10 protein-coding genes are annotated in these 13,258 nt (G+C 71.2%); 5 read left to right on the forward strand and 5 right to left on the reverse strand.

Going from position 1 to position 13,258, the window contains the following annotated elements; genetic code table 11:
* Positions 1-97: 97 nt before the first annotated feature.
* Positions 98-895: an HAD-IIA family hydrolase gene (locus DEI96_RS02905; RefSeq protein ID WP_111022778.1), complete on the reverse strand. Its 798-nt coding sequence runs from the start codon at positions 893-895 to the stop codon at positions 98-100.
* Positions 896-1,073: 178 nt separating this feature from the next.
* Here DEI96_RS02905 and DEI96_RS02910 point away from each other — a divergent pair, with 178 nt between their 5' ends.
* Both DEI96_RS02910 and DEI96_RS02915 read left to right on the forward strand, forming a co-directional pair.
* Positions 1,074-1,772, forward strand: a complete 699-nt coding sequence (locus tag DEI96_RS02910; RefSeq protein ID WP_181440479.1) for a TetR/AcrR family transcriptional regulator — start codon at positions 1,074-1,076, stop codon at positions 1,770-1,772.
* A gap of 64 nt (positions 1,773-1,836) precedes the next feature.
* Positions 1,837-2,484, forward strand: a complete 648-nt coding sequence (locus tag DEI96_RS02915) for a TrmH family RNA methyltransferase (protein ID WP_111022780.1) — start codon at positions 1,837-1,839, stop codon at positions 2,482-2,484.
* A gap of 103 nt (positions 2,485-2,587) precedes the next feature.
* Here the strand turns inward: DEI96_RS02915 and DEI96_RS02920 are convergent, their stop codons facing one another.
* Positions 2,588-3,577 carry a LacI family DNA-binding transcriptional regulator gene (locus DEI96_RS02920; protein WP_111022781.1) on the reverse strand — a complete coding sequence of 330 codons (990 nt, stop codon included), beginning with the start codon at positions 3,575-3,577 and terminating at the stop codon, positions 2,588-2,590.
* 285 nt (positions 3,578-3,862) lie between these two features.
* Between DEI96_RS02920 and DEI96_RS02925 the strand changes: the two genes are divergently transcribed.
* The gene (locus DEI96_RS02925; RefSeq protein WP_111022782.1) at positions 3,863-4,756 is read left to right on the forward strand and encodes an endonuclease domain-containing protein; all 894 of its coding nucleotides are present in this window, start codon (positions 3,863-3,865) and stop codon (positions 4,754-4,756) included.
* 10 nt (positions 4,757-4,766) lie between these two features.
* Positions 4,767-5,570, forward strand: a complete 804-nt coding sequence (locus DEI96_RS02930; protein WP_111022783.1) for an NAD-dependent epimerase/dehydratase family protein — start codon at positions 4,767-4,769, stop codon at positions 5,568-5,570.
* 90 nt (positions 5,571-5,660) lie between these two features.
* Here the strand turns inward: DEI96_RS02930 and DEI96_RS02935 are convergent, their stop codons facing one another.
* Genes DEI96_RS02935 through DEI96_RS02945 form a run of 3 tightly spaced genes read right to left on the reverse strand, consistent with a single transcriptional unit; the run spans position 5,661 to position 9,297 of the window.
* A complete protein-coding gene (locus DEI96_RS02935) occupies positions 5,661-7,895 on the reverse strand; it encodes a YhgE/Pip family protein (protein ID WP_111022784.1) in 2,235 nt (744 codons plus the stop codon).
* The gene (locus tag DEI96_RS02940; RefSeq protein ID WP_111022785.1) at positions 7,892-8,644 is read right to left on the reverse strand and encodes a hypothetical protein; all 753 of its coding nucleotides are present in this window, start codon (positions 8,642-8,644) and stop codon (positions 7,892-7,894) included. The genes DEI96_RS02935 and DEI96_RS02940 overlap by 4 nt, the downstream gene beginning before the upstream one ends.
* Positions 8,641-9,297 carry a TetR/AcrR family transcriptional regulator gene (locus tag DEI96_RS02945; protein ID WP_111022786.1) on the reverse strand — a complete coding sequence of 219 codons (657 nt, stop codon included), beginning with the start codon at positions 9,295-9,297 and terminating at the stop codon, positions 8,641-8,643. Before DEI96_RS02945 ends, DEI96_RS02940 begins: the two co-directional genes overlap by 4 nt.
* Before the next feature lie 160 nt (positions 9,298-9,457).
* Here DEI96_RS02945 and DEI96_RS02950 point away from each other — a divergent pair, with 160 nt between their 5' ends.
* On the forward strand, positions 9,458-13,129 hold the full coding sequence (locus DEI96_RS02950) for a S8 family peptidase (RefSeq protein ID WP_111022787.1): 3,672 nt from the start codon (positions 9,458-9,460) through the stop codon (positions 13,127-13,129).
* Positions 13,130-13,258: the final 129 nt, after the last annotated feature.

Consider the following 13,258-nt stretch of genomic DNA (forward strand, 5'->3'; position numbering starts at 1 on the left):
CGTCGTTCACCGCAGGGCGGTTCTGTTCACCGGATCGTCATCGAGCGATCTGCGGCGAACGGGCGCACCCGGGTGGGGTGGGCCGCTCGAGCTCGAGCTAGAGCTCGACCTCGAACGGCTCGGTGCGCACGAGCTCGTGCACGCCGGAGATGACCTCGCTCGGGCGGAACGGGTACCGGTCGATCTCGGCCTGGTCGCTGATGCCCGTCATCACGAGCACGGTGTGCAGCCCCGCCTCGATGCCGGCCTGCACGTCGGTGTCCATGCGGTCGCCGATCATGCCGGTGTTCTCGGAGTGCGCGCCGATCCGGTTCATCGCCGACCGGAACATCATCGGGTTCGGCTTGCCCACCACGTAGGGCTGCTTGCCGGTGGCCTTCTCGATCATCGCCGCGATGGCGCCGGTGGCCGGCAGGACCCCCTCGGCGCTCGGGCCGGTGGCGTCGGGGTTCGTCACGATGAACCGTGCGCCGTCGCGGATGAGCCGCACGGCCTTCGTGATCGCCTCGAACGAGTAGTTGCGGGTCTCGCCGACGACGACGTAGTCGGGAGCGGTCTCGGTCATGATGAACCCGGCCTCGTGCAGGGCGGTCGTCATGCCGGCCTCACCGATCACGAACGCGGAGCCACCGGGCATCTGCGACTTGCAGAAGTCAGCGGTCGCGAGCGCACTCGTCCAGATCCGCTCCTCGGGCACGTGCAGACCCGAGCTCCGCAGCCGGGCGCTGAGGTCGCGCGGCGTGAAGATCGAGTTGTTCGTCAGCACGAGGAACTCGGTGCCGTCGTCGAGCCACTGCTGGATGAGTTCCGGCGCGCCCGGGAGCGCCTGGTTCTCGTGGACGAGCACGCCGTCCATGTCGGTCAGCCAGCACTCGACGTCGTCTCGGGTCGCCATGGCCCTCACCCTACTGCGCAGGGGTTCAGGCCCGGCTCGTGGCCGGCTCGGAAAGGGCCGGGAGGCCCGGGGCGGCTCTTGCGCACTGCTCCGAGACCCGAGAAGGTCGAGACACCGAACCGCGGTCGGCTTTTGCCCTACGCTTTTCGGGACACGTACCGAATCAAGGAGGCCCCTCGTGCTCGTCGAACCCGGAACCCCGACCGCCGCGCCCCGACCCACCCCGGTGTCGGAGACGGAGCTCGAGGTGACGCCGCGACGACGCCGAGGCCGCCCGAACGTGCTCTCCCGCGAGCAGGTGATCGACGCCGCCACGACCATCGCGAACGAGGACGGCCTCGACCGGCTGTCCTTCCGAGCCCTGGGCGTGCGGCTCGGGGTTGCTCCGATGACCGTGCACCGGACCATCGGCGGGCTGGACGACCTGCACGCCGAACTCGTCCGCCGAACCGTCGACGAGTTCACCGCCACCTTCGTCTGGCCGGACGAGTGGCACGCCGTCGTCCGCACCTTCGCCACGACGTTCCGCGACCTGATGCGCACCCACCCGCTCGTGCTCGAGTCGCACAGCCAGCGCGCCCCGCTCGCCTCGACCGAGTCCGACGCCGTCGTGGCGAAGGTCGTCGGTGCCCTGCAGGACGCCGGGCTGCCGCCGGCCGAGGCGATGTACACCTTCTTCGTCGTCTACGACTTCGTGGTCGGGCACGCCGGGGTGCAGGTCGGGCGCGGGGACTCCGAGGCCGGACGCCCCGAGCGGCACCGGCTGGTGGGCGAGATCCTCGGCGAGCACTCCTACGACGACCGGTTCGCGCTCGGCCTCGACATCCTGATCGCCGGCATCGAGTCGCGCATCGCCCACGGGTCCGGCACCGCCTGAGCCCGCGGCGCCGCCGGGCGCTGCCGTCGTCGGGCCGGTGCCGTGTGCGCCGTACGCTGGTCGGGTGACCACTGCGCCCGAACCGTCGCACGAGCTGACGACCAACGGGGTGGGGCCGCACCCGGAACCCTGGCCCGACGACCCGCGGCTCGACCCGGAGCTGCTGGCAGCCGGGGACTCCCGGAACGTGCTCGACCGCTACCGGTACTGGTCGATGGACGCCATCGTCGCCGAGCTCGACACCCGCCGGCACGCGTTCGACGTGGCGATCGAGAACTGGCAGCACGACCTGAACATCGGGTCGATCGTGCGGAGCGCCAACGCGTTCCTGGCCGGCACCGTGCACATCATCGGGCGACGCCGGTGGAACAAGCGCGGGGCGATGGTCACCGACCGGTACCAGCACGTCCGCTACCACCCCGACGTCGATGCGTTCCTCGCCGCGATGGCCGAGGAACAGCGGCCCGTCGTCGCGATCGACAACACCCCGGGTGCCGAACGCATCGAGACCGCGACGATCCCGGAGCGCTGCGTGTTCCTGTTCGGGCAGGAGGGCCCCGGGCTCACCGAGCAGGCGGTCGCCGGTGCCGACGCACACCTCGAGATCACGCAGTTCGGGTCGACGCGGAGCATCAACGCCTCGGCCGCCGCGGCGATCGTCATGCACTCGTGGGTCGTCCAGCACGCGGAGTTGCCCAGCGCGACTCCGTGAGCAGAAATGGTCGGGTACGGGCCCTGGACCCGACCATTTGTGCTCACGAAGCGGGCGGGGCGGACGCGGGACGGGCCTCCAGGCCAGGGTCCGTGCTGACGCGTCAGCGAGCGGCGGTGGTGCGGCGCGCGACCAGGCGGGGTTCGACGAGGAGTTCCGTGGCGGCGATCCGCGGATCGGCGATGCGGGCCAGCAGGCGCTCGCCGGCGCCGCGACCGATCTCGACACTGCGGTCGTCGATGCTCGTCAGGCCGACGTACCGCATCGCGGCCACCGGGGTGTCGTCGTAGCCGATGACGGAGACGTCCTCGGGGACGCGCAACCCGCGTTCGGCGAGCTCCGACAGGGCACCGAGGGCCATCACGTCGTTCGCGGCGAAGACGGCCGTGACGTCCGGGTGCTCGTCGAGGAGCATGCCGAGGGCGCGGGAACCGGCCTCTTCGGTGGGTTCACCCGGCAGGACCGTCGTGACGACGGACGCACGGGTCGCCGCGGCCTGCTCGAACCCGGACTGGCGTTCGGCCGAGGCCGCCGAGCTCGCACCGACGAACCCGAGTCGGGTGTGGCCGAGGTCGAGCAGGTGCTGCGCCGCGATGCCGCCACCGGCGTGGTCGTCGTTCGCCACGGTGTCCGCGCGGGGGATCGCCACGCGGCCACCGGCGATGACGAGCGGCATCGAGGCGGGGATCGCGAGGTCGGTGGTGGGCTCGCCGGCGATCACGATGCCCTCGACGCGCATGGAGAGGAAGCCCTCGACCGGAGAGGCATCGAGCCCCGTGTTGAGGAACCGGTCGGCGACCACGAGCCGGTGCCCCTGGTCCTGCAGGCTCTCGCGCAGGCCGGTGAGCAGGTCCACGAACCACTGGTTGCGGAAGTCGTCGAGGACCACGCCGATGGTGCGGCTGCGCGTGCCGGCGAGGGAGACGGCCGCGGTCGAGGGGCGGTAGTCGAGTTCCTGGATCGCCTTGAGCACGGCGGCCCGGCGCTGGTCGCTGACCCGGGGGGAGCGCTGCAGCACGAGGGAGACGAGGGACTTCGAGACCCCGGCGCGTGCGGCGACGTCGTAGATGGTCGCGGGCTTGCCGTCTCCCATGATGCGCTTCGACCTCCGTTGGCTCGTGCGTCGATCGTAGCGGTTGACGTGACATGGGCCGGGCGGTGGGGTGCGGGGTGGGTCGTGCGGGTGCGGGTCGTCGGTTGTTCGGTGGGTCGGTTTCGTTTCGTGAGCAGAAATGGTCGGATGCGGGGCGGCGACCCGACCATTGCTGCTCACGATCCGCGCGTGGCTTGTCCTCCACACGGGAGGCCCGGGGTGCGTTGTGCACAGAAGTCGCGTTCGGCGCGCGGGCAGTGGGCGCGGGGCGCGAGCGTGGTCGTCATGCGAGCACGACCACTTCCGACACCGCTGCGCGGGCGCGCGTTCGACGTCGGTGCCGCCGACCGCGCGGGCGTCTCCCGACAACGACTCCGACGGCGCGACCTGATCCGGCCGACCCGGTCGATCCGATGGGCACGTGACCGTCCGCCCGACCCGGTCCACCGGATCCGGGCGTTCCGGCCGGTCCTGGTTCCCGGGCAGTTCATCAGTCACGTCTCGGCGGCGGTCCTCTGGCAGCTGCCGGTCCCTGCCGCCGACGGCCCCGTGCACGTCACGAGTCCCGTGCCGATCGCGCAGCCGCGCCGCCACGGGGTCGTCGGGCACCGCATCACACCGGACCGCGCCCGGGTGACGGAGCGGTGGGGGATGCCGACGAGCACACCCGCGGCGCTGTGGGTGGACTGCGGTGCGATGCTCTCGGTCGACCAGCTCGTCGTGCTCGGGGACGCCATCGTCACGGAACGACGGTGCAGGACGACGATCGACGACCTCGCTGCCGCCGTCGCCCTGGCCGGAGCGCGATCGGGTGTCCGACGACTGCGCGTGGCACTCGAGCTCGTGCGGGTGGGGGCCGGGTCGCCACAGGAGACCCGAGCGCGGCTGGCGATCGTCCGCGCGGGGCTGCCCGAGCCCGAACTGCAGGTCGACGTGCTGGACGAAGCCGGCCGGTTCGTCGGCCGCGTCGACCTGGCCTACCCGGAGCAGCGCATCGTCATCGAGTACGAGGGCGACCACCACCGGACCGACGCCGAGCAGTGGGGCCGTGACCTCCGCCGCTACCGCGAGATGGAACGACTCGGCTGGGCGGTCGTCCGGTGGACGAAGTCCGACCTCGACACCCCGGCGTTCGGCGCGGTCGCACAGCTGAGGTCGCTGCTCGCGCGCCGGGGGTAGCGTCCGCGGCATGGCGACGCTGCTCATCACCGGAGCCGCGGGCCGGATCGGGAGCGCCCTGCGTCCTCGACTGCGGTCCGCGGGACACGACCTCGTGCTGCTCGACGAACAGCAGCCCCACGATCCGGTCGTCGCCGGGGAACGGTTCGTACCCGGATCGGTGAACGACCCGGCTGCGCTGGACGATGCGCTCGCCGGGGTCGACACCGTGGTCCACCTGGCGGGCATCCCGACCGAGGCCGCTTGGGACGACCTGATCGCGGCGAACCTGACCGGCACGAAGAACGTGCTCGAACGGGCGGCCGCCGCCGGGGTGCTCCGGGTGGTGCAGGCCAGCTCGATCCACGCGGTGGGGCTGGTGCCCGAACCCCTCGACCAGCCGGGGAGCGTGCCCGGCGACCGGCTGCCCCGTCCGGACACGTACTACGGCGTGACGAAGGCCGCGATGGAACTGCTCGGCAGCCTGTTCGCCGACCGGCACGAGATGTCGATCGTGTCGGCGCGGATCGGCGCGTTCGGTGCGCTGCCGCCGACGACCCGCGGGCTGCTCATGTGGACCTCGCCCGACGACCTGACGCGCCTGGTCCTCGCGACCGTGTCACTCCGCGACCCCGGGCACCACGTGGTCTGGGCCCTGTCGCGGAACACCGGATCGCCGGCTGACCTGTCCGCCGGGGGGCGCATCGGGTTCCACCCCCTCGATGACGCGTCCGCCGTGCTCGATGCGGACGCCCGAGCAGCCCTGCCGACCGACGACCTGAGCACCCTCGGCGGCGGGATGGTGCACCAACCGCTCGGCGAACGCACTTCGTGAGCAGAAGAGGTCGGGTGACCTGATGTCACCCGACCTCTTCTGCTCACGAAGCGTGCGCGCGAGCGCCCGCCCGCGCCGCCCGGCGCCCCGCTACCCGATCAGGCTCGGGCGCAGGTCGCGCAGCGTGCGGGAGCGGGTCTGCCGCGCCGTGACCACGAAGGACACCAGGAGCGCCCCGAGCAGCCAGCAGAGCAGCACGCCCGCGTCGGACCACGCGGCGCCGAGGTTCCCGCCGTACATCGTCTGCCGGATCGCGTCCACCGAGTACGTCATCGGCAGCGCGAAGTGCAGCGCCGCCAACGGCCCCGGCAACGTCTGCCACGGGAACGTCCCACCGGCGGTGACGAGCTGCACGAGCATGAGCACCAGGCCGAGGAACTGCCCCACCGATCCGAGCAGCACGTTGAGCGCCATGATGATCGCCGCGAAGGTCGCCGAGGCCAACACCATGATCCCGATCGTGCCGCCGACGTGCACCACGTTCAGGTCGAGGGCGAAGCGCACGATGAAGAACAGCGCCACCATCTGCACCAGGCCGAGGAGTGCCGGGGTCAGCCAGCCGCCGAACACCACCGCGAGGGGCTTCCGCACCGCCGTGATCGCACGCTTCGAGATCGGCTTGAGGATGAGGAACAGCGCGTACATGCCGATCCAGGCCGCGAGCGAGATGAAGAACGGCGCGAGGCCGGCACCGTAGTTCGACGCGGCGGCGACGTTGTCGTCCCCGACCTTGACCGGGTCGGAGATGACCGAAGCCTGCGACGCACGCTCCGAGGCGTTCGACGCCGGGATCTTCGTGCGGCCCTCGTCGAGCGACGACGCGAGCTTCGACGATCCGGTCGTGAGCTTGTCCAACCCTGACGCGAGCGACGAGGCGCCCTGGTCGGCGGTCTTCGCACCGGTCGCGAGCTGCGATGCACCGGACGACAGCGTCGGAGCGGCCGAGGCCAGCTTCGATGTGCCGTCGGCCACCTTCGAAGCTCCCGACGAGAGCGTCGAGGCGCCCGTGGCCGCGTCCGCGATCCCGGACGACAGCTCCGGGGCCTTCGCGGCGAGCTTGCCGGTGCCGGCGGCGAGCGTGTCCGAGCCGTCGGAGAGCTGCTGGATGCCGCTCGTCAGCGCCGGGGCCTGCTCGGCGAGCTGTGAGGCGCCCGCGGACACCTGCGCGCTGCCGGTCTTGAGCTTCTGCAGGTTGCCGGACAGGTCGCCGGCACCGGTACCGAGCTCGGTGCTGCCGGCCTGCAGGTTGTCGAGCCCGGCGAGCAGCCGGGTCTTCTGTTCCTCGGAGAGCACCGTGGAGGCTTGGACGACGGGCTTCAGCGACGCGACGAGTTCCGGCGACTGCGCAGAGAGCTGCTGGACGCCCGCGATGAACGGTGCGGCCTCGTCGGCCAGCGTGGCGTTCCCGGTGGCGACCTGCGACGCGCCACTGGACAGGCGCGCAGAGTCCGACGGCAGCGAGGCCGTCTGGTCACGGAGCTGGTGCAGCCCGGACTGCAGCTGCTGCGCCCCACTGTCCAACTGCTGCGTCTGCGACGGCAGTGCCGCCGTCTGCTGCTGCGCGCTGGCCAGCCCGGACGCCAGGGTCGACGCCCCCGACGCCACCTGCTGCGCCCCGCTGTTCAGCTGCTGGGTCTGCGACGGCAGGTCGGCCGTGCCGGACGCGAGCTCCGCCGCCCCGGACGACAGCTTGCCGGTACCGTCGGCGAGCGTGTGCGCACCCCGGTCCGCCTTCTTGGTGCCGGACGCGAGTTCATCGGCCCCGTCGACGGCGTCGCCGAGGCTGTCCCGCACGTCGGCGAGCCCGACCAGCAGGGTCTTCGCCGCCTGCTTGCCGACACGCTCGGCGACGGCGGTGCGCATGGTCTTGCCCGCCTGCTCGGCGATGGTCGAGGCCAGGTACGAGTTCGTGTCGGCCGTCGTCATGACGAGCTTCGCCTGCGTCGGGTCGTCGGACTGCGCGGACACCAGGTGCTCGGAGAAGTCGTGCGGGATGGTGACGACGAAGTCGTACGTGCCGTTCCGGACGCCGGAACGGGCGTCGGCGGCGCTCGTCTTCGTCCACTTGAAGTCGGCGCCGTCGATGGCCTCCTTCGTGACGTCCTTGCCGTAGTCGACGTGGTCGCCGTCCAGCGTCGCACCGGCGTCGAGGTTCACGATCGCGGCGGGGATCTGGTCGAGCTTCGCGTACGGGTCGCGGTTCGCCCACAGGTAAGCACCGCCGTAGAGCAGCGGCACGATCATCAGCGCGATGAACGCCAGGCGTGCGAGCGGGGTCGCGGTGAGCCGCGCGAGTTCTGCGCGGACGAGCGAGGTGGTGGTCACTTCTGTGCCTCCGTCGGGACGGTTGCGGATGCTTCGGTGACGGAGGGAGCGGCCGGGAGGCCCGGCTCGGTTCCGTCGGTTCGGGCCACGTCCTCGGGGTCCTCGGTCTGGGGCGTCGCGAGCGTCGCGACGTCGTCGTGCGTGTCGATCGTGTCGAGCAGGTGCTCGACGGTGGTGGCAGCGGCCTTCGAGGTCACGAGGACCACGGTCACGCCCCGTCGTGCGACGTCGCGGACCACCTGGAACCAGTCCTCGACGGCGCCGCCGTGCCGCTCGGGCGAGGTGATCACGATGCCGGTCACACCGTCGCGGAGCAGGGCGAGTTCGACCAGCAGCCGGACGCGCACGACGGTCGGCACCCGCTGCACGGCGGTGTCGACGTAGTCCCGCAGTCCGAGCTCGTCGAGCACGGTGTCGACGTGCTCACGGTTCGGGCGCTGCCCGGCGAACGCGAGCTCCTCGCGCACGATCTGCTTGAGGGTCATGACGGGGAAGGGCTCGGCGACCCCGGGGGTGTCCACGAGGGCGAACGAGCGCCGGACGGCTGCCGGGTCCTCGTGGCCGTCGAGCAGCAGGCGGCCGGTGTCGGGCTGCATGCGGCCACCGGCGACGAGCGACGCGAGCACGGGTGCCTGCTCGGTCTCGACGGCGAGGACCCCGGGGCGTCCCGGGGCGGCGACGGCGGAGACGACGGGCAGGGGTGCGCCGGGCTCCTCGCCGATGCCGACGTGGTCGAGTTCGAGCGTCATGCGTGGTCCTTCGGGGCAGGAGTGGGAGCGGGAGCAGCGGGTTCGGAGAGCAGTGCTGTGCGCCAGTCGATGCCGGCCATGCCCAGCGCCGACAGCACCACCATGCGCCGTCCGTCCTCGTCGCTCGTGCCGGAACGGGTGGCCTCGTCGAGGACGGCGATGCACGCGCCCTCGACCAGACGGCCGAGGGTCTCGGGGTCGACGTCGTCCCGCATGGCGCCGTCGGCGATCCCGAGCGCGCACGCCTGGCGTACCTGCGAGCGCAACGGCGCGAACACCTCGGCCACGGGTTCGGCGAACGGGCTGCGGACGGCGACCCGGGCCATCGAGCGGACGTGCGACACCTCGGTCCAGAGCGTCACCGCGATGGCGGCGAGGCGTGCGGCCGGCGGGAGCTCCTGCAGGTCCGATGCGGTGGGCATGGCTGCGGCGATCCGGGCGGCACCGGCGGTCACGACCTCGCGCACCAGGTCGTCGCGGGAGGGGAAGTGTCCGTACACCGCACGGCGCGAGAGTCCCGCAGCCGCGGCGATCGTCTCGATCGAGGCATCCGGGTCCTGCTGCAGACAGGTCTTCGCCGCGTCGAGGAGGGCTGCCCGGTTCTCCGTGGCGTCGCGGCGGGGCGCGCGGGAGGGCTGCTCGGTGGTGGTCACGCAACCCATCGTAATAACGTGCACACGTGTGTGCAACTTAACAGGTTCCGTCCCCCGGACGAGGGGAGTCCCCCAAAGTGCGGACTGTCTTCCCTGAGAACGAACGCATAGCTTCACAGGAATCTCATGCGAACCACGGACTGAGCCAGGAGTGCCCTCTTTGAACCGTGCAACACCGAACACCGACCCGAACCCCACCCCCCATCGCTTCACCCGCGTCCTGACCGCCGGCATCGCCGTGGCGGCCCTCGCGTGTGGCGGTCTCGCAGTCGGGGGCGCGGCCTCCGCAGCTCCGGCCGGGATCTCGGTGGCCGACCTCAAGCTCTCTGCCCCGCTCCGTGACGCCAAGCCGACGAAGACCGTCGCCGCCTTCGTGCGCACGACCGGCCAGGGTGCCCTCGAAGTGGACGCCAAGGCGAAGGGCGGGGACCTGACGAAGTCGCGGACCCAGTCCTCCGCGGCCAAGAACCGCGTCGAGGCGATCCAGTCGACCGTCGCCGCGGTGCGGTCGGCCGTCAAGCGCGCCGACGCCGACGCGACCGAGCTCTACTCGACCGAGTACACCGTCCCCGGCGTCGCGGTCGTCGCCGACGTCGACGCGTTCCGGCAGATCGCCGAGCGCTCCGACGTCGAGAGCATCATCCCGCTCACGCCGAAGAAGATCGTCGAGCCGACGGTCAACGAGAACGCCGACGCCGCTCCCTCGGGCGTCGACCCCAGCCTGGTCCAGCCCGGCGCCGACGGCGTCGCGCCGAAGAACGCCGCGAGCGACGTCTACACGCGCTCGCTCAACGCCTGGCAGCAGACCGGGCACACCGGCAAGGACGTCAACGTCGCCGTCCTCGACACCGGTCTCGACTACACGCAGGCCGACTTCGGTGGCCCCGGCACCACCGAGGCGTACCAGCAGGCCCTGGCGAACGCGAGCAGCGGCGCCCCGGACCCCAGCCTGTACGACGCGTCGAAGTTCCTGGGCGGGTACGACTTCGCCGGTGCGACCTACAACGCCGACCCGTCGGACCCGGACGCTTACGACCCGGTGCCGGCTCCCGACGACAACCCGATCGACGGCAAGGGCGGCGACCACGGCACGCACGTGTCCGGCTCGATCGCCGGCTACGGCCTGACCGCCGACAAGCAGCAGTTCGACGGCGACTACACCAAGCTCACGACGCAGCAGGTGCAGGACATGTGGATCGGTCCGGGCACCGCGCCCGAGGCTGGCCTGTACGCCCTGAAGGTCTTCGGTGACAACGGTGGGTCGACCGACGTCACCGGTGCGGCGCTCGACTGGGTGGGCCAGGCGCTCACCGAGGGCAAGGACATCAACGTCCTGAACCTGTCGCTCGGCTCCGACTACGGCGCCCCGGACGACCCCGACAACGCCAAGATCGACGCACTGACCGCTCGCGGCGTGCTCCCCGTGATCGCCTCGGGCAACGCCGACGACTTCACCGACATCGGTGGGGCCCCGGGCAACGCCGAGGGTGCACTCACCGTCGCCGCGAGCGCCACCGGCCAGTCGCTGTACGACGGCGTCCAGGTCACCGCGCCGGCCGACGTCGCGAAGACCTACCGCTCGCAGTACTCGTCCAACTTCAAGGGCACCCTGCCCGTCGAGGGCGACGTCGTCGTCCCGACCGCGAACATCGACGGCTGTGCAGCGTTCAGCGCTGCTGACGCCGCGAAGATCACGGGCAAGGTCGTCTGGCTGAAGTGGACGGACGCCGCGCTCGAGTGCGGTTCCCTCGTGCGCTTCAACAACGTCCAGGCTGCCGGCGGTGTCGGCGTCCTGCTGGCGGGCACGCTCGACACGTTCGAATCCGGCATCGGTGGCAACGCGACCATCCCGGGTGCCGAGCTGACCGCGAAGAGCGTGGCGAGCCTCCAGGCCACCGCCAAGGCGGGGACCCTGCACGTGCGCTTCGCGGACGAGCTCAAGGGCTTCGAGGTCGCCATCGAGGCGGACGCCGTGAACACGCTCGCGTCGTTCACCAGCCGTGGTGTGCACGGATCGTTCGACGACATCGTCAAGCCGGACATCGCCGGCCCCGGGGTCAACGTGATCTCCGCGGCCAACGGCACCGGTGACGGCCGCATGTCGATGAGCGGTACCTCCATGGCCACGCCGGACGTGGCGGGCATCGCGGCGCTGACGTTCCAGTCGCACCCCACCTGGTCCGCCCCGCAGGTCAAGGCGGCCCTGATGAACACGGCGACGCACGACGTGAAGGACGGCAACCGTTCGGCCACCCTGCTCCGCCAGGGCACCGGTCGCGTGGACGCACTGCAGGCGGTCACCGCCGGCACCACGGTCCGCAGCGCCGAGAACGACCAGCTCGTCACCGCGTCGTTCGGCGTCGTCGAGGTCGCGAGCGGGACGAGCGAGACCCGCACCCTGCAGATCGACAACACCGACAGCACGGCGCACACGTACAACGTGTCGTACCAGCCGCAGGTGTCGCAGCCGGGTGTGACCTTCGCGCTCAGCTCGAAGCAGGTCACGGTGCCCGCCAACGGCACCGCGTCGGTCACGCTGACGTTCTCGGTCGCCGACGCGACGAAGCTCCGCCGGGTCATCGACCCGACCCAGGAGGCCGTCCAGCAGGGCTACCAGCGCGAGTTCGTGGCCGCCGCTTCCGGCATCGTGGCGTTCGCGCCGACCGACAGCTCGCTCAACCCGATGCGCCTCGGGGCCTACGTGGCCCCGAAGCCCGTCAGCGCGGTGCGGGCCCGGACCACGGTCTCGTTCACGGGACCGGGCAAGTCGGCCTCGCTGACGCTCAAGGGCCGCACGCTCGACCAGGGCGGACTGACGACCGGCTACCACGCCGCCGTCGCTCCGTTCGTGCTCGGCGGCACCGACCCCGCCGAGGCGTTCCCCGAGGGTTCGGCGACGCGCTCGCTGCAGGCGGCCGACGTCCGTTCCTACGGTGCGTCGTACGACAAGTCCTCGGGAACCCTGGCGTTCGGCGTGCAGACCGCTGGTCCGGACGCGAACCCGGGCGCCGTGACCAACGTCGAGGTCCTCATCGACACGGACCGTGACGGTGAGCCCGACTTCCTGGTGTACAACGCGAAGTCGGCTGCCGTGGACGCCACGTTCGCCACGACGGTCGACCTGGCGAAGGCTGCCCTGGACGACCCCGACGTCGACCCCGTCGTCGACGTCCAGCCGCTCAACGGCGGTGCGCCCGGACAGGACGTGAACACCTTCGACAGCTCGGTGAAGGTGCTGACCGTCGCTGCGGAGGCCATCGGTTCGTCGAAGAAGTTCGACTACACGGTGCTGACGGAGTCGGCCTACGCCCCGGGTGCTGCCACCAGCGGTTCCTCGGTCGTGGACGAGACGAAGACGGCCACGTTCGACCCGTCGAAGCCGAAGCTGTCGTTCTCGCAGGACGGCACCTCCGGCGTGCTGTTCGCCGACGCCGACTCGCTCACGGTCACCCGTGCCTCGGGTGTCACCAAGGCGACGGTGCTGCTGCTCCACCTCGACAACGCGGCGGGCAAGCAGGCCGACACCTCGACGATCAACGTGGTCCCGCCGAAGCTCGCGCTCGCGAAGGGGAGCAAGGTCGCGGTGAGCGGGACGGCGAAGGTCGGCTCGACCCTCACCGCGAAGCACGGTACGTGGAGCACGACGAAGGCGACCTACAAGTACCAGTGGCTGCGTGACGGCAAGGTCGTCAAGTCGGCAACGGGTACCAAGTACAAGCTCGGCTCGTCCGACGTCGGGCACCGCATCAGCGTGCAGGTGACGGCCCACGCCTCCGGGTACAAGGACGGCACGGCCAAGTCCGGGGCGACCGCGAAGGTCACGCGCCGCTAGGACAGGGTGCGCGCGGTTCACGCGCCACATGGTGAGCAGAAGAGGTCGGGTCCCGAGTGGGGATCCGACCTCTTCTGCTCACCAAGCGCTGGGCAGCCTCCTGAACGCGTGTTCGGGACAGGTAGTTAG

Origin of the sequence: Curtobacterium sp. MCLR17_031, from assembly GCF_003234775.2 — a bacterium.
Taxonomy (GTDB): Bacteria; Actinomycetota; Actinomycetes; order Actinomycetales; family Microbacteriaceae; genus Curtobacterium; species Curtobacterium flaccumfaciens.

Excerpts from the sequence above, each read along its gene's own strand:
- DEI96_RS02920 (WP_111022781.1), bottom strand. The coding sequence starts at position 3,577 with ATGGGAGACGGCAAGCCCGCGACCATCTACGACGTCGCCGCACGCGCC.
- DEI96_RS02940 (WP_111022785.1), bottom strand. The coding sequence starts at position 8,644 with ATGACGCTCGAACTCGACCACGTCGGCATCGGCGAGGAGCCCGGCGCA.
- DEI96_RS02930 (WP_111022783.1), top strand. The coding sequence starts at position 4,767 with ATGGCGACGCTGCTCATCACCGGAGCCGCGGGCCGGATCGGGAGCGCC.
- DEI96_RS02905 (WP_111022778.1), bottom strand. The coding sequence starts at position 895 with ATGGCGACCCGAGACGACGTCGAGTGCTGGCTGACCGACATGGACGGC.
- DEI96_RS02925 (WP_111022782.1), top strand. The coding sequence starts at position 3,863 with ATGCGAGCACGACCACTTCCGACACCGCTGCGCGGGCGCGCGTTCGAC.